Origin of the sequence: Enterococcus sp. S183_ASV_20 (assembly GCF_018919685.1) — a bacterium.
GTDB classification, from domain to species: Bacteria; Bacillota; Bacilli; order Lactobacillales; family Enterococcaceae; genus Enterococcus; species Enterococcus faecalis.
This window is the reverse complement of sequence record NZ_JAHLRI010000053.1, coordinates 1-15,406: the sequence shown is the minus strand read 5'-3', so window position 1 is coordinate 15,406 and position 15,406 is coordinate 1. Positions and strand designations below refer to the sequence as shown.

General features: G+C 38.2%; 18 protein-coding genes and 4 pseudogenes. All 22 read right to left on the bottom strand.

Going from position 1 to position 15,406, the window contains the following annotated elements:
* Positions 1-941, bottom strand: a pseudogene (locus KQI94_RS12905) (phage tail protein); the annotation flags it as partial.
* Positions 941-1,165, bottom strand: coding sequence for a hypothetical protein (locus KQI94_RS12900; RefSeq protein WP_002417411.1), 225 nt, complete (start codon positions 1,163-1,165; stop codon positions 941-943). The pseudogene KQI94_RS12905 and the gene KQI94_RS12900, both read right to left, overlap by 1 nt.
* A gap of 89 nt (positions 1,166-1,254) precedes the next feature.
* Complete coding sequence (locus KQI94_RS12895; protein WP_002380002.1) at positions 1,255-1,695, bottom strand: hypothetical protein; 441 nt, start codon at positions 1,693-1,695, stop codon at positions 1,255-1,257.
* Positions 1,696-1,753: 58 nt separating this feature from the next.
* Positions 1,754-2,713, bottom strand: coding sequence for a fibronectin type III domain-containing protein (locus KQI94_RS12890; RefSeq protein WP_002417767.1), 960 nt, complete (start codon positions 2,711-2,713; stop codon positions 1,754-1,756).
* On the bottom strand, positions 2,700-3,083 hold the full coding sequence (locus KQI94_RS12885; RefSeq protein ID WP_002380000.1) for a hypothetical protein: 384 nt from the start codon (positions 3,081-3,083) through the stop codon (positions 2,700-2,702). The genes KQI94_RS12890 and KQI94_RS12885 overlap by 14 nt, the downstream gene beginning before the upstream one ends.
* Before the next feature lie 3 nt (positions 3,084-3,086).
* Entirely contained in the window at positions 3,087-3,518 is a 432-nt protein-coding gene (locus KQI94_RS12880; RefSeq protein WP_002403769.1) for an HK97-gp10 family putative phage morphogenesis protein, read from the bottom strand.
* Positions 3,505-3,843 (bottom strand): head-tail adaptor protein, encoded by a 339-nt coding sequence (locus KQI94_RS12875; protein WP_002392896.1) that lies wholly within the window; start codon positions 3,841-3,843, stop codon positions 3,505-3,507. Before KQI94_RS12875 ends, KQI94_RS12880 begins: the two co-directional genes overlap by 14 nt.
* On the bottom strand, positions 3,843-4,376 hold the full coding sequence (locus KQI94_RS12870) for a hypothetical protein (RefSeq protein WP_010711946.1): 534 nt from the start codon (positions 4,374-4,376) through the stop codon (positions 3,843-3,845). Before KQI94_RS12870 ends, KQI94_RS12875 begins: the two co-directional genes overlap by 1 nt.
* A gap of 302 nt (positions 4,377-4,678) precedes the next feature.
* Positions 4,679-5,542, bottom strand: coding sequence for a phage capsid protein (locus tag KQI94_RS12865; protein ID WP_010711945.1), 864 nt, complete (start codon positions 5,540-5,542; stop codon positions 4,679-4,681).
* A gap of 15 nt (positions 5,543-5,557) precedes the next feature.
* Positions 5,558-6,130 carry a phage scaffolding protein gene (locus tag KQI94_RS12860; protein WP_002417378.1) on the bottom strand — a complete coding sequence of 191 codons (573 nt, stop codon included), beginning with the start codon at positions 6,128-6,130 and terminating at the stop codon, positions 5,558-5,560.
* 136 nt (positions 6,131-6,266) lie between these two features.
* Positions 6,267-6,566: a hypothetical protein gene (locus KQI94_RS12855; protein ID WP_002417379.1), complete on the bottom strand. Its 300-nt coding sequence runs from the start codon at positions 6,564-6,566 to the stop codon at positions 6,267-6,269.
* Between the two features lie 46 nt (positions 6,567-6,612).
* Complete coding sequence (locus tag KQI94_RS12850; protein ID WP_002417770.1) at positions 6,613-6,948, bottom strand: hypothetical protein; 336 nt, start codon at positions 6,946-6,948, stop codon at positions 6,613-6,615.
* A complete protein-coding gene (locus KQI94_RS12845) occupies positions 6,945-8,645 on the bottom strand; it encodes a phage minor head protein (RefSeq protein WP_002417772.1) in 1,701 nt (566 codons plus the stop codon). The genes KQI94_RS12850 and KQI94_RS12845 overlap by 4 nt, the downstream gene beginning before the upstream one ends.
* Entirely contained in the window at positions 8,575-10,107 is a 1,533-nt protein-coding gene (locus KQI94_RS12840; RefSeq protein WP_002417773.1) for a phage portal protein, read from the bottom strand. Before KQI94_RS12840 ends, KQI94_RS12845 begins: the two co-directional genes overlap by 71 nt.
* A gap of 14 nt (positions 10,108-10,121) precedes the next feature.
* Positions 10,122-11,378, bottom strand: a complete 1,257-nt coding sequence (locus KQI94_RS12835; protein WP_002417774.1) for a hypothetical protein — start codon at positions 11,376-11,378, stop codon at positions 10,122-10,124.
* Positions 11,375-11,572 (bottom strand): annotated as a pseudogene (locus tag KQI94_RS16820) (HNH endonuclease); the annotation flags it as partial. The gene KQI94_RS12835 and the pseudogene KQI94_RS16820, both read right to left, overlap by 4 nt.
* 114 nt (positions 11,573-11,686) lie before the next feature.
* Positions 11,687-11,893, bottom strand: a pseudogene (locus KQI94_RS16815) (HNH endonuclease); the annotation flags it as partial.
* Positions 11,894-11,896: 3 nt separating this feature from the next.
* Positions 11,897-12,148, bottom strand: a pseudogene (locus tag KQI94_RS16810) (HNH endonuclease); the annotation flags it as partial.
* 86 nt (positions 12,149-12,234) lie between these two features.
* Complete coding sequence (locus KQI94_RS12825) at positions 12,235-12,675, bottom strand: hypothetical protein (protein WP_014862097.1); 441 nt, start codon at positions 12,673-12,675, stop codon at positions 12,235-12,237.
* A gap of 173 nt (positions 12,676-12,848) precedes the next feature.
* On the bottom strand, positions 12,849-14,228 hold the full coding sequence (locus tag KQI94_RS12820) for a DEAD/DEAH box helicase (protein ID WP_002418129.1): 1,380 nt from the start codon (positions 14,226-14,228) through the stop codon (positions 12,849-12,851).
* Positions 14,229-14,549 carry a VRR-NUC domain-containing protein gene (locus KQI94_RS12815; RefSeq protein WP_010815235.1) on the bottom strand — a complete coding sequence of 107 codons (321 nt, stop codon included), beginning with the start codon at positions 14,547-14,549 and terminating at the stop codon, positions 14,229-14,231.
* A gap of 372 nt (positions 14,550-14,921) precedes the next feature.
* Positions 14,922-15,406, bottom strand: a 485-nt coding sequence (locus KQI94_RS12810; RefSeq protein WP_216454487.1) for a virulence-associated E family protein, incomplete at its 5' end; no start/stop codon positions are given.

Sequence of the window (15,406 nt, the reverse complement as noted above, 5' to 3'; positions counted from 1 at the left end):
TCACTAATCCACTTAAAAGCCCACTGAAGATTCATCACAAAACCTGAATTTTGAATGCTGTTAAATGCATCCATAGCCGATTTTTGGAATCCCCCAAAGTCAGGTATAACTGCAGCTACCTTATCACCTAAGCCACTTAAGCCTTTCGTAATGCTTTGAATAATCGAAACAACCGTTCCTAAAATAGGGGTGCCTATTTTTGCTAAAAAGTCCTGCCACGCTTGTTTTAAGTTACCCATAACGTTTTCATATCCGTCGGCTTCGCGAGCAGCCTGTCCTACAGCTCCGGCTTGTTTAAGCATGTTGCTAGCATAATCTAAACGAGTAGCTTGTTTCGTCGCTTCATCTAAATTTTGCCAATCTTTTGTAGAACCTACTACTCCCTGAGAAATAGCAAACTGCGCCATTTGAGTATCATTTGCAAAAATCCCTATCGCTTCACCGGCTTCGTAGTTTCCTTTTAGAAACGAAGTAAGAGAACTTGAAGCATCTTCCAGTGAAACATCATAGAAAGCTGCAGCATCTGCCGCTAAGGTAGTTGCTTGCTCTGATTTCTTCATTGCGGCTTCTGTATCTAGCCCTAAACCTTTAAACATTGAAGTAATTCGAGAAAATGTCGGCTTTATACGGTTAGGTAGGATATTCATTTTTTTACCCATGCCATCTACCATTTTTTGTGCTAACGGTTCTAACTTACCAAAAACCTGGGTAAATTGTGCATTCAAAGCTTGTGCACTTGCCGCGGCTTCTACGCTTAGCTTCCCAAAATTAACGATTTTTTCTACGGCAAAAGCAGCACCAATTGCTAGCGCTGCTTTTTTAAAGAACCCCACTAATTTACTTGTTGTTGACTGTCCCTTAGATTCCGTCTCGTCCAAAGCCTTATTGGCTTCACCATTATCGACACCGATTGTACCAAAAAGCTTGAAAATTTCGCCCATTAAGACACCTCACCTTCTTTTCGAGGTTTAACAAATTGACTAGCAAAATCTAATGCTTTTTGTTGTTCTTCTTTTGTGGTAGATTTCGCTTTATTTTTACGTAAAGGTCTGTATTTTTGTTGTTCTTTAAATTCTTGTAAAGACTGCGTCATCTGTGTGTGCAACCACTGATTGTAGATTTTCTCTTCTTGTTCCACTTCTTGAACATAAAAAATAAATTCCATTAAGTCACACAAACGATAGGTACGAAGTAACGATATCGGATCTCCGTACCTTTTGAACAACAAATCTTTAATTCGGTGTTCGCCGTCTTTTATTTCAATAAGCTGGCGATAGAAGAGAAAAAATCAGCTAGTTCTGGTTTCTTAAAGAAATCGACTAATAAAGTCGTATACTCCTTTAATCCAAGAGCTGAAATTTCTTGTACGGAGGCGCCTGTTAACTCTGCTAAAAGTCCATTAATATCACTCTTAATATCTTTTAAGTTAAGCATGACTTTTTGCAACATCGCTGCGCCCATTTCAATGCCACGCTTAGTAGCTTCTTTGTCAGCTTTTTCTTTGGCTGCATCAATTTTTTTCTGTTCTGCTTTTGTCGGCTCTTTCGTTTTATGATCAAACAGCTCTACCTTTTCAGCAGATTCGATATTTTTTTCAAATAAATTGATAAACTCATCTTTTACATCAAGTTTTCCGACAATGGTTAGTAATGTAAATAAGTCATCACCTTTTAATTCACGCATTTCTAAAGTCATTTTATTATTCCTCCACGTAAAAAGGACGACTATCGAGCCGCCCTTTATTAGTATTTTTTTACTTTGCTGGGATTGTCACAGAAACAGCCGTACTCCACTCGGAACCGAAGCTGTGTTCATTTAAATAGGCTGCTTTTTCTGTATAATTTGAACCTTGTCCCACTTCGCTAAAGCCCTGAACATATAGAAAAATTTGATCGTTCGGCTTAGAGCTAGGTATATTTGCCTTTAGCAGCTTCCAGTTGTTTGTTTCACTGTAGCCCATCATAGTAGCTTGGCTAGGTTCCGATTGATTAGCACCGCTATAATGAATGACATAACTAGTTGACCCATCACTTGCCCATGATACTGAAATAGCCCCGTCTTCTTCAACAGTTGCCTGCACGTTTTTAGGGACTTCGGGACGTACGGGTACAGGATTATTTGAAGTCCCAGGGTAATAAATGCGGAATGGGAATTCATCATTTATTAGCTGTTCATAAGAAGCATTAGCTGTGATCTCCTGTTCAATTACTACCTCTTTGCCATCCTCTGTTTTAATTTCAAGTCCGCTTTTCACCAATCCGTTATCTAACGCAACGATGATAGGCTGTTTCGTTCCATTATGAATACCCACAACGGCCATGTTAGGGATATAGTCCCCTTCTTCTAAATAGCGTTTAGGTTTAATAATTTTATAACCAGCAGGTGCTTCATCTGTAGTAGCATCTGTCATCGTAGCATTTAATGATCGGCGTAAATTTTCTGCTGTTAATTCAATCAAGTTGGCTTTCATCGTAGCTGTGGCTGATTCAAGCACATTCAAACCTACTACGTCCATAATATAAGCACCGTCTACTTCCACTTTACGGTAAGAAAGTTCTGTTTTGATTTCTACACCACCAGAAGTTGCCCCCATGGGAATACCGGTAAACTCCTCTTTCTCTTTATCGTATTTAAAATCGGTAAATACTGTCGCAGAATCAATGACAAAATTGTCTGCGGTTGTTTTTGTATAACCTGTTTTAGGTAGTGCCATATTCTTTTTTCCTCCAATCGACCGCTACATAAAAGCGGACATTTCTTCTTTTTAACAGCTCTTCTTTTGTTGGTATTTTATTTGATCCTTGAAAACTAAAAATGAGATTTAGTTCTGGAGTTAGTACCCTTTTGTAACAAAGAGCTGTTTTTAACTTGTCTTCTAGAACAAGCAAGTTTAAAAATGAATTATTTTTGTCAAAAATATCAATATCCAGATAAAAACCATCTTGATTTCTACGAATAGGCTCGGAATCAAAATCAAAGGTGGCGTATGGATAGATGACCTCTTTTCGAGGATTCGTTTCTAAAAATGTTTCTGGGTGTATCTCTTGTAAGATTCTTACCAGCTCTCGTATAAACTCTTCCATCACTTATCCCCCTTTAAATGTAGCTCCGTATTCTTTCCCTAGAATTTCGATGACTTTTTCTTTATTCTGCCGAAACGCGTTTCTTAAAAACTTTTGTGGTTTCTGACCTCTTGTAAAATGCCATTCTCCATCTGGTCCCTCAAAGAACCATCCACCTTTACGTCCTGAGCCATTTTCAGCAAATTCTCCGGTTCCGAATTCAACATAAATGGCGTATTGTTCTGGCGAGCCGACAATGCCGACCACTTTTCCTCCAACAGCCTTAAGTTGATAGTCTATCCGGTCCCGCAACTGTCCTGTTTCAACTGGTGCACCAGACTTTGCAGCAGCTTTGATAATCATGAGGACTTTAGTCATCCCCCGTTCTGCCGTCGCGTCTAACTCTTTTTTTACCTTGTCTTTGTAGCTGATAAATTTAAAGTCATTCTTCGCCACTTAAAACACCTTCAAACTTCAAATAAATTTCATTGTGATGTTTTATGCCAACAGGATTATCGGAATACGTAATATCGTAATAACGATTTGTTTGATCAACCACTCGCATATTGTCTGTTATCCCCTCAATAAATTCGGGAATAATAAGAATGTGTGTAGATTCTTCTACAAATGCGTTCTGTTTCGTTGTTTCATCTGTTCCTGTCACCAAATCGATATATCCAGAAACTTCTTTAAACAAGCCCCAATCGTCAATAAGCCCTCCTAATCCGTCAGGCTTTTGGCCTTTGACCTCTTGTAGAAAAAAGGTTTGAGGTGAGTACATTATCCCCACCTCATTTTTTTATATTTATTTAAAAAACTGAACTTTGCTGCAGGAAAGCCCTCGATATTATCACTAGCGTTCACATCGTAATACGTGATAGACATTCTAGCGATAGATTCTGACTTAATGCCTAACTTTGCGCCCATCGATTTTTTAAATCGTAAAAGTTCTTCAATACCCATTTTAATATCTGCTGGATACTCTACTTTTGTAATAAAAGCACCAGAAAAAGAGCCCTCAAAAAAAGGCTCTTCAACATCTGTTTCCAGTGTCTTTTCTGTGATAGCTTCAACAGTTGTTAGGCAATCGTTTACTATAGAATTACTAATTTGAATCGTATCACCTACTCGTAAACCAAGAGGGTTATCTTTTAACACAATAGAATTACCCTTAAAAACAACATCCCTAAAGCGTATATGAACGTTTTGAAAATTATTATTGGTTAGTTGCCTAACTGTCTGTTCGAACGCGTCTAAGTCACTCTGAGTAACCGATGGGTCAATTTTTTTTGCTTCTTCAATGCTGATAATCAAGTTAACCACCTCCTAAGATGCAGGTGTACCTGTTACTGCAATAGAGGTTGTAAACGCACCGGAAGTAAATTCAAATGTCGCTTTACCTTCTGCAATAATTGAGCCATCAAATCCACCGTTTTTATTTTTAGTGATAGTAGCAACACTCTCATTACTAGATATCACTGTAATTGCTGAAATTACAGCTTGTGCGTTTGTGGCATCTACTGGATTAGCTGCAATAGTAAATGTCTTAGTTGCGCCTACTGCACCCGTCCATGTTTTCTGACTAGGCGTGATACCCGTTGCTGGATTAGTAGGCGTTACGCTTTTTTTACTGCTTTTAAAATAGCTACTTTATTTTTTTCAGGGATGTGTTTACCATATTTTCCAGCTCCCTGGATTGCTACTCCGTTAAAATCTTCGGAGTCAATAGCACGTGTTACAGAAATACCAACGCCCGCAATACCTACGCTATCCGCGGAAAATTGAGCCATTTCCCCAGTTTGTAATTTGCTTTCTGGAATTTCAACCAATACAAAACCTTTAAATTTATATATTGTTTGTTCATCAATGTTAGCACTTGAATTTTTAGTTGTTGTTGCTAAACCATTGTCTACTAAAAAATCATAAACATCAGGGTGAACATAAGCAACCCAAGCAAGAGACTTAGAAACTAAATTATTCACAAAAGTCTTATGCGCCGTTGAGAACAGCTTAGTTACTCCTTCACTGGTTAATTCAAACTGAATCGTTTCAGAGGCTGCATCAGATAATGCTTTACCTAATAAACCGTCGATATACTCAGCCCAAGCAATCGCTTGTTCCTCTAATCTTTCAGCTACTACTGCGTCAGCGTCATCGTTTACTGTGATATTATCCACTCCTTCGTGAATCGCTAACGGAGATTCATAAGGAACCGTTGTATCAATAGATTTAATTTCTTTACGTGGCCCAAAACGATTAGAGTTGCCAGTTCCTGTGCCAAACGCTACGTTTTCACCAGTGTTGTAGGGTTGCATTACCACAGGTGTATCTGAAGTTTTTAGCATCAAAAATGTGTCGCTATCTTTTACAGCATCCGACGTCTGCAACTCCCCTCCAAACGCACGTAAAAAATAAGATTTTTTCTCTGTAATTTTGGCTAATAAGCCTGCATATTGTTTCGTGTAAAATTTTGTAGCCATAAAAAATTCCTCCAATTACTCGTATTTTGATAAGATTGCTTCAAATGGATCTTTTTCGTTTGGTTCCTTCCCTTTTGGCAGTTTGTTATCAATTGGTTGATAGCCAGCTTTATTTTCAGTCTTTTTTTTCGACTTATCATCGAGTGTATCCTTCTTTTCAAAGTAATCAGGGATGGAAGCTTTCAAGTCTTTCACTTTACTTTCTAAGTCCTTCACATTCCCATCTTTGTCAAGTTCTAACTCACCTAATTTAAATAAAGCATAATCAATATCCTTAGCCCCTGCACTTTGTAATGCAGAAGATACTTGGCTATTGATTTTCAAATCTTTGTTTTCCTTTTCCAACGCGTCTGCCTTTTCTTTTAAATCAGCTAGTTCTTTTTGAACATCCGGATTGTCCTTTGTTTTAGCTTCTAGCGATTTTAAGGTTTTATTTGCTTCAGCTAACTGGCTTGAAAGATTATTATATTGGTCTTTTGGTACTGCATTTACAGGAAATTCTTTGTCAATTTCTTTATTAGCAGCCTCCATATCCAACGTACCATCTTCTTTCATATGTTTTGCTAAAATTTGTTTGATCCATTCCATCGTTTTCTACCTCCATAGCATTTATATAGCGGTCGCTGCCGCTTAGAGTGTCAGAATATACCGTCTGCTCGGTAGCGGTGCCCTTTTAACGTCATGGCTCCTGGACAAAATAAAAAGACTTATCAATAAGCAAGTCTTAACTCCTCATATCATCTAATACTTGTTGTTTTGCTATATCTAGCATGCCTAGCAGCGACAAACTTCCATTTTGACTGTAATAAGTAGTGACCTCTCCATTTGGCCGCTGTACAACAATTGTGGCCTGTTCAAAATCAGGCTCTTGGCTTGATACCCATTCGTAAAACTCTTCGTTCGTCTGCCCTCGCTCTTTTTTACGTTGGATATCTTTAATAGTTTGAACTTTTTTCTTCACGGGTTTTTCCTTTCTCAAAAATTCTTCGTAGTCTGCGTCTAAATGGTCGTAAGGATCTTCCATCTTATGGCCTCCTTTAGGTCCAAAAATAGCACCTAACCAGTTTTGGCTAGATGCTATTTTCTCTTACGTCTATCGCTTTTTGTACAATTTCATCAATGCTAATTTTTTTACGTTTTGGCACTTTGTAGTGCAAGTCTGACGTTGCGCCTTCGTTTTCCAGTTGATAGTCATAACTCTCGACATTATTAGAGATGTATTTACATATCAATCTATCTGCATAAGTATCATCTGCTAGCCCTAGTGTATTCTTGAATTCTGATAGAATCCCTTTATCCACAAATGGCAATTTCCCCCCAAAAGCTCCTATACCAATAATTTTTAACTGTTCATCGGTTGCTCTTTGCAAAGTCGGTACAAGCTCATTTAAAACCTCTTCTCTCATTCTATCGCCTCCAACTTCAAATATAGTGCTTCGTCCGTTTTGTTTACTGATATTATTTTAAACTTAGTGCTGGCGTTAAATAGGAACTCTTTCTCCTTTTCTCCATATTTCGAGATCTCTTCGATGTAGGCGCCAACTTTCGAGCCTTTCTTTACATCTATCTCATAAAATACTGGACTGCTTGCATTTTTTGCAAAGCTTTGAGCTGCCGCGCGATCTAACGAACTGCTTAAAAATGCTTTATCGAAAACACGTTCTGTGCCTGGAACTAATTCATCTAAATTATATACCACATCAGACCCACGGTAAACTGTAAAGTCCGTTTGTGCCGTATATCGACCCAGTATTTCTTGTAAATCCATCACCTGCAATTTGAGCTTATCTAAGCCTGATCCTGTAATCAATTTTTCTATATTTTCCGGATGCCTTAGGTAATAGTTCATATAATCACTACTTGCAGCATAATTAAAAATAGCCTCGTATTGCTCGTCTGTGATAATTTGTCGCCAATTTAAATAATTTTCGGTATTGTAGAATAGTTCATCTATCTCTTTTATTTCGAATAGGTTTTCTGCTAAAGCAGTTTTTAAGTCTTTAGGTACTTCTTTTAATCGTAAAATATCTGGGTTTTCAGCAAGGATTTTTTCTAGTTGCATAGATTTTTCTTCATATTCTGCTTCTAGAGCTTCCATTTCAGCTTCTGAAAGATGATCCCAATCCCCTAAATCGACACCCTCAATGAATTTTTTAAGGCTCATCGCTTTATCTGCTAAATCATCTGTGATTTCTCCCCTAATACGACCCTTAAACCAATCGTCGTAGCTTTTAAACTCCGACATCTCTTTAGATTCATTATCTTTTCTAAGTTCAGGGCTGATACCGTCGACAACTTCAATTGTTGTACATCGGCAATTCACATCTTCTGATGCTACCCCAAACATCCGCGGACCTTTTGCCGAATGCCCTCTAATGGTGAACTCTTCGTCTACATCAACCTCTTTACCGTCTAACTCTTGGTGGGTTCGGCGTGTATGTTTATCGATCGTGGCAAGCCATTTCTTTTTAATATTGATGCCTAGCTCTTTTGCTTCTTCATATCCTTTTTGGGTAGTGACAGACTGAGTACGTCCTGCTTCTGTTCTTGCAATACGTAATGCTTGTTTGTAGCTAGCTTCTGTTTCCTCATTAATCCATCTAGCTATTTCAGCATAACTTTTACCCTCGAATAAGCCCGTTATGATATTGTTAGTCACATTTTGGGCTAATTCATCACGGTACTTGTATAAACGCTTTGAGAGCCTCTTACCCGCTACAGGTGCATTGACGAGATTCATAATATAATCATGGTTAATTAACGGCATACTTAGTGCTATATTCTGTGACTGCTCTAGCGTATACCACAGTCCATAATATCCCTGTTCAGCTTGTTTTGCAGAATAGCCTTTGATAGTTTTTTCAACTTTCGGTGAGTTTAACTGAAGAATGGCATTAATTTCATCAGCAACACTAAAAAGTCTCTCTACTTCCAAACGGGTGGAAAAAGAAAGACTTTCTGCATTTTCTGTATAAACTTTTAACCGCTTTTTGATGTCGATTAATGATTGACGATAAACATTAAATAGCTGATTATCCGTTTCCTGGTAATTGGCTTTCTGTAGAGCCTGTAGCTCCTTCTGCCATTTGTTGAGTTGGATCATCTGGGTTCACCGCCGTTTCTTCTTCGTCGGTATTATCCGATAAACCTTTAGTATATTCTGCTTCTTCCAAGGCTTCTTTCACGTCTTCCCAATCAAGGTCAAACTGTTCGCAGATAAGACGCAAAACGTTGTCGTCGTCAAGCCGAGGTGCTACTTGCAAGATAGATTCAAGGATAATTTTTCTTGTCTCTGCTTCGGTTTTCTCATTGTTAACAATATCTGTTTCATTCACCATTACTTCTCTAGTAAACGTAAATGAAACTTCTGTTGGGTCAAATGCTTTAGTATAACGACGATTAATGTCATCAATAACAAGCTTATTCATCCATTCTAGTAAAGCTCGTAGTCTAGCTTCAGTCTTGTTGGCTTTCATGTTTAATAGTGTATAACGTGCTTTTATCACTATGTTGGTGATATTCCCGTCGCCTACTTGAGTTGAATCAAAGGCCATTCCAAACTTATAGATATTTTCTTTGTCAATCTCCATTTTGGTTTTACGCCCTTCGGTTGGAATCGTTACTGTTTTAACGTCTAAGCCCCCATCTGAACCAGTACCAACAACCTTTTTAGATTTAACATTTTGTCTTAATTTTGAAAGATCATCACCTTGGAAACCCGATACAACGTAAATGGCTTCCGCAAAATCTTGTAAATTGTTTGATAAAAAACAATTCATTAAGTCGTAATCATCTATCAGTGCCTTAATAGGCTTTAAATCCGTCGTTTCCTGTTTATTATTTGATAACCGATAAAAAGGTATTTGTCCGTAGCTTCGTTGCAATAAGCTTTCATTCTCGCTATCAACTGCTAAAACATGTGGCCTTGGATTAATTGGTTCAGCTTCATCTAATTCATAATCTTTGTTATCCTCAGCTACGAAAAAATAAACGTTCTGATCAGTCCACACTTCCGCGTGATGGATATCGACTGTCTCACCGTCTTTCTCGATTTCAGTGATATAATGACGGCAAATACGTTGTAATTCATTGTATTCGTTGTATACACCAAACACGTTTAAACTATCAGCCACTTGAAAACACAATCGATCTTCTGCATTGGTTCTTGCATAAACATACTCAAAACCTTTTTGGCTTGAACCTTCCACAAGCTCTTGTAGCACTACTTGAAATTCAGAATTGTAATACTCTGCTAAATACTCTTTAAGTTCTTCGTTTTCTGTTTCGTATTCAACAGGATTAGATAAAAGGTATTGAGTTTTTTGGTCAACAATTTCTGGGAAAAAGCCGTGCGGGATTCGTACGTTTGAAGCGTATTTGTCTTCTCGTAGTATCCCCTCATCGTCCACGTAAAAGATACGATTGTTCATGATATCATTCTCATGGTTATAGTACCGAATACCTGTCTCTGCCTCTCTTTTTGAGGTAGATTTTCGATCTTTGTCAATCGCCGCCTTTAAAGCACTGGCGATAATCTTCACGTCTTCACTAAGTAGAGCTTCCATTTACAGCCTCCTTTCTAGTATAGCCATTTATTTGTATTCTTAATTTCTCTAAGCAGACTAGCTGCACTGTCTGGTGCGTCGTCGTGCTCTGCGTTCTCTGTATAGTCTAGTATCTCGGCTATATATTCTTTGTCTGTGTCTTCAAGCCAAATTATTCGGCTCCAATACTTCCGCAAATAAGAAGATATCTTGATAAACTTATTTGTTTTTTCGTGATACTTTTGCACGTATTGACTTCGTTCGATTAGGTGTTTAGCTAAATAACCTTTATCGCCGTTCGTTTCAGTGTAAAATGTTCCAGCTTGGTAGTATTGATGTAGTTGCAATATTTCAGGTAGGCAATCATCAACGTGTTTCTGCCATTTCTTGCCAAACCCGATAATGGTTCCGTCCTTTTGCTCTTTAAAAATGGTAAATGCTGTGCTATCACCACCTCCGTATGCCGCGTCGATGTGTGCTACACCGTTATAAATAAGGTTAGTGTTATCGATATAGGTCGGTGCAGTAAATAGCGATTCACTATCAGCGATGTGTTTTAACTCGTAGTTCGCTGCAAAGAGTGACGGTGTCATAGACTGCTGTAACGCTTTACGTTGTTCTTTGTCAATTAATCCTGTTTCGTAACAATCGAATTTCTTGACGTTAGGCATTTTGGAGATGGCGTCTTCTTTATGCCAAGGCGTCCCCGTATTAATAAATCTGCCGCCTCGGTTCTTCACGTTCTGCAATTCTTGATACTGCAGCTTTGTTTTCTCTCGTTCAGCACGACTTACTCGGTCTTTAATGTTAACAATATCATCAGTGATAACGATATCCGCGTGTTTACCTGTTAATGAAGCATAAATCCCCATACCAAGTAATTGAGATGTTCCCCGGGTAGATGTTTTTAAGTTGGTATCTATCTCTGTTGTGGTTTCTTTCAAAAGCACTAATTCAACGCCATATAATGCAAATACAAGCGTTTTAAAGTATTTGCTAGATAAAACCTTAGCCACTTGTAAAATAATCTCTACGACGTCCGTATCGGTCTTACGTAAGAAGATAATATTTTTGTTGGGAAAAAGAACCATCAACAATGCAATAGCAATCGCCAATGTGGTTGTTTTAAATGAGCCACGATGAGCTAATAGCGTTTGATCGTCTTTCTCGAACAAAAAAGACTTTAACCAATCATTGTGCAATTCTGCTAAGTCGGTAAACCCAACTAAATTTCCGAAAATCACCGGGTTCGTTTTGATTAAGTTCAAATATTTTCGCTTTTTAGGGCTCATGTAGAATCATCCTCGAAAAATTGCTCGATTTCGACAGCTGCATCGGAGATATTAAGCATGCCTGAAACTTCAGTTTCTTTTCGATCTCGCCATTCGTCCGGCTTTCTATTTTTCAACCAGAAAATAGCTGCAGTTGGATTAGGAGCTACTTGTTTTTTAACCTTTTTTGTGACAACTAGCTCTGTTCTATCTTCTTTTTTCGGTAAACTTAACACAAACGATATATAGTCAGTGATTTTATTTGCTTTGTATTTATCATAAAAATTCTGATTCTGATACCACGATAACCACTGATGGTCCTTTTTACTTGAGTTGCAAGAACGACATGCAGGAACTACATTTGAAAAAGTCAACTCTCCTCCTTTTTTTAATGGGTCAAGATGATCTTTGGTTATTTCATCTGAATCACCACAATACGCACAACTGTAATTAAAATAAGCAAGTGCTGTTTCCCACTCTTCTTCTGTCAAAGCCGATTCACCGTTATGTCGTTTCTTTTGGCCGTTATCAGCCATTCGCTCTTTTGTAACTTCGGTATATTCGTAACCCACCGCACTCTTAAACAATGCATTCTCCACTTGGCGATCGACAACTTCTTTGCCTTTTTTTAAGGCTGCCGAAAGTGCCGGAAATTTTTTTACCCATTCTCTAAAAGTTGAATAAGCTACACCAATGTTTTCAGCTATCTGCTTATCGATGAGGCCATCTCGTGCCCATCCTTCGATTTTGATTAACCCTTCATCGGTTAGCCACTCTGTGTACTTCGCCATGACCTCACCTTCTTTCTGTATAAAAAATAGACACCTTCCAAAAACGGAAGATGCCTTTTCTGCATAATTTTACTGATATCAGTATATCACGATTTATCAAGAGATGTTGTGCCTTTTTTGTGCCCTCTTTTTGATTCATTGATAATAGAGGCATGTCTTTTTCTGATATAATCATACCCATGGTTCAATTCTTTTGCGATTTCTTTCAGTGTCAGACCTTCAAAATATTTCATTCTTAAAATGTGTTGATCTAGTCCTTTGAAACTATAAACTAGCTTTCGTAAATCGTAAATTGAGTTCATTTTCCACGCTAAACGTTTTTCTAAGTCTTCGATAATATCTTCCAACTTAGAAGCTTTGGAATCTTTTGTTAGTGTGTATCTTCCTAAATCCTCTGGGTCACACCATCTTTCTAACTCTTTTTTATACGTTTCTAGCTCCCAGTCTAAGTAATAGATTTCTTGTTCTAATTTTTGATAGCTGACTAACCATTCGTACAATGTACTTTCACCTACCTTCTTGTTCATCGCTTTCACTATTAACCGTAACTTGTACATTTTTATACAGAATTAGAGTTAATAATGCGGATAGCAATATAAATCTAACATCATACGGTATCCTAGCTAATATCGAAATAATCCACTCCGACACTTTGTATATCATCATAGCTAAACCTAAACATAACCAGAAAGATATTAATTTATCCAAGTTTATCCCCCCTATACTCCTCAATTTTGGCTTTCACTGCAGCCATTAGCGCTGATTGGCCTTGTTCTTTCGCTTGTAAAGCTTTGATTACTTGTTCGTCGATAGTTCCTTTCGTCACTAAGTGATGAATAATAACAGGCTGTGTTTGTCCTTGGCGGTCTAACCTGGCATTGGCTTGTTGATAAAACTCCAAAGACCACGTAAGCCCAAACCATACGATAATGTGCCCGCCTTTTTGTAAATTTAGGCCGTGGCCTGCTGATTGCGGATGAGCTAAAAGTAACGGAATTTTTCCCTCATTCCATTTCTCAATATCCCCGTCAGACACATTTAAAGCCTTTGCTTGTTTAAATCGTGCTTGGATTCTTTCTAAGTCATGTTGGTATTGATAAAAGACTAAAACTGATTGCCCTTGTGCGTCCTCTATAACGCGTTCTAGCGCATTTAACTTTTCTTGGTGTATTTCCCTTCCGTCACCGTTTTCGTCGTATACAGCGCCGTTAGACAGCTGTAAAAGCTTGTTTGATAGTGTAGCCGCATTACTAGCTACAACGTCTGTTCCTTCGAGTTCTAACACGTATTCCCGTTCTAGCTCTTTGTACTGTTTCCAGCTTGTCGGGTTCAAGTCTAGCTCGATAATATTTTCCGTTCTCGGTGGGAGTCGCAAATAATCTTTTGCTTTCATACTCACGCATATATCGCTTATTTTGTTGTAAATCGCTTCTTCTGCTCCTGGGATTAATTGCCAAGAATACACGATATGCCCGTTTTTTTGTGCGGGAACAAAATATTTATTGCGGTATTGGGTGATGGTTTTTCCTAGCCGTTCGCCTTGGTCTAATAAGTACATTTGCGCCCACAAATCCATCAAGCTGTTTGGGGAAGGTGTGCCTGTTAGCCCGATAACACGTTCCATCTTCGGGCGTACTTTTCGTAATGCTTTAAATCGTTTGGCACTACTTGACTTAAAACTGGATAATTCATCAATAATCACAGTTTTAAAGGGCCAGTTTCGCTGATAATAATTGACTAACCACTCCACATTTTCACGATTGATTAAATAGACATCTGCCTTTTTGAATAAAGCTTCTTCGCGTTGTTTTGGGTTTCCTAACACTTTTGAAAAAGTGAGGTGCTGTAGATGGTCCCATTTTTCAATTTCATCGGTCCAAGTTTTCTCGGCAACTGATAATGGGGCAATCACTAACACATTCTGAATAATTTCAAACGTGTGTAACAACTCGTCAATAGCTGTCAAACTGGATAAGGTTTTCCCTAGTCCCATATCTAACAGCAAAGCACAGTAAGGATGATCAAGAATAAAATTCTTAGAGTATTCCTGATAGGGATGTAACGTTGCTTTCAAACTCAATCACTCCTTTTTATGGGACATATCAGGCATAACTCTTGCTATACCGCTTTGCATTGCGTAGATTAACGTATCCACTCCTTGCTTGCTGTCAATGACAAACACTGGGATAAGCTGCTCTTTGAATTTCTCTATAATTTTTAACTGGTCTTTTCTTGATTTACCTCCAGGCCTCTTTAATTCAACGAAAAACACGTTGCCTTGATATAAAATAATCCTGTCAGGAACACCCCTAGTTCCTGGGGAAGTGAATTTATAACATAAAGCTCCTGTGCGTTTTACCTGCCTAACCAGATACTTTTCAATGTCGTTTTCAATTTGCATTACTTCGGCCTCCCATCCGATAAGATATTGGTTGATATGTTCCATCATTTCTGTTTTCTTCAACCTCCGTTTAAAAATACCGTGTCACATGTAACACAAAAATTCTTCAACTTATATATATTTCCCATGTACATATATACATATATAGTGCGTATATGTATATTAATTATTTCTATATATGAATAGAAAATAGTGTTACAGGTGTTACGATTGTTCTTCATTCTTACTCTCCCAAGGTGTAATAGCGTAACACTCCCTGTAACACCAACGGGAAATAAGGTGTTACAGGTGTTACAGTAAATATTTTAGGTGTAACACTCGTAGCTTTTTTAGGTGTTACACCTAACCCCGCGTCATTACTACCTTTTTGTTTTAAGGTGTAACACGTAAATAGGCTACTTGTACTCCATACCCAGGGCCAAATCTTAAACGTCCTTTATTACCTTTGCTGTTTTTCTCCCAACCAGATAAAAGGCTTAAAACTTGACGAATTTCTGCCGCTTTTGCAGGATGTATGTTTTTAGAATCACCGTTGTACAATTCATTCCAAACCTCCGCAATACATATTTTGTTTCTAACAATCTCGCCTTCTTCCTGAATATCCGTCCCCCACCCCTGAATATACTCTCGTCTTTCTTGCTTACTTCGTTTGTACCAATCTTCCGTTATTGGGATTTCCAAATATTCAAGGATTTCGCCTTCCATGCTAGAGGTTTCCGTGTGCATTTCTTGGGCTTCTAGCGCTAGTTTTTCTTGTTCGTCTGTTAAATACAAAGGTTCTCCTGCTTGCCACAACTTAACGGCTTCTGCCCATATCTGATTGCGCGTTTCGTCGGTCATTTCCCACACTTTATTTT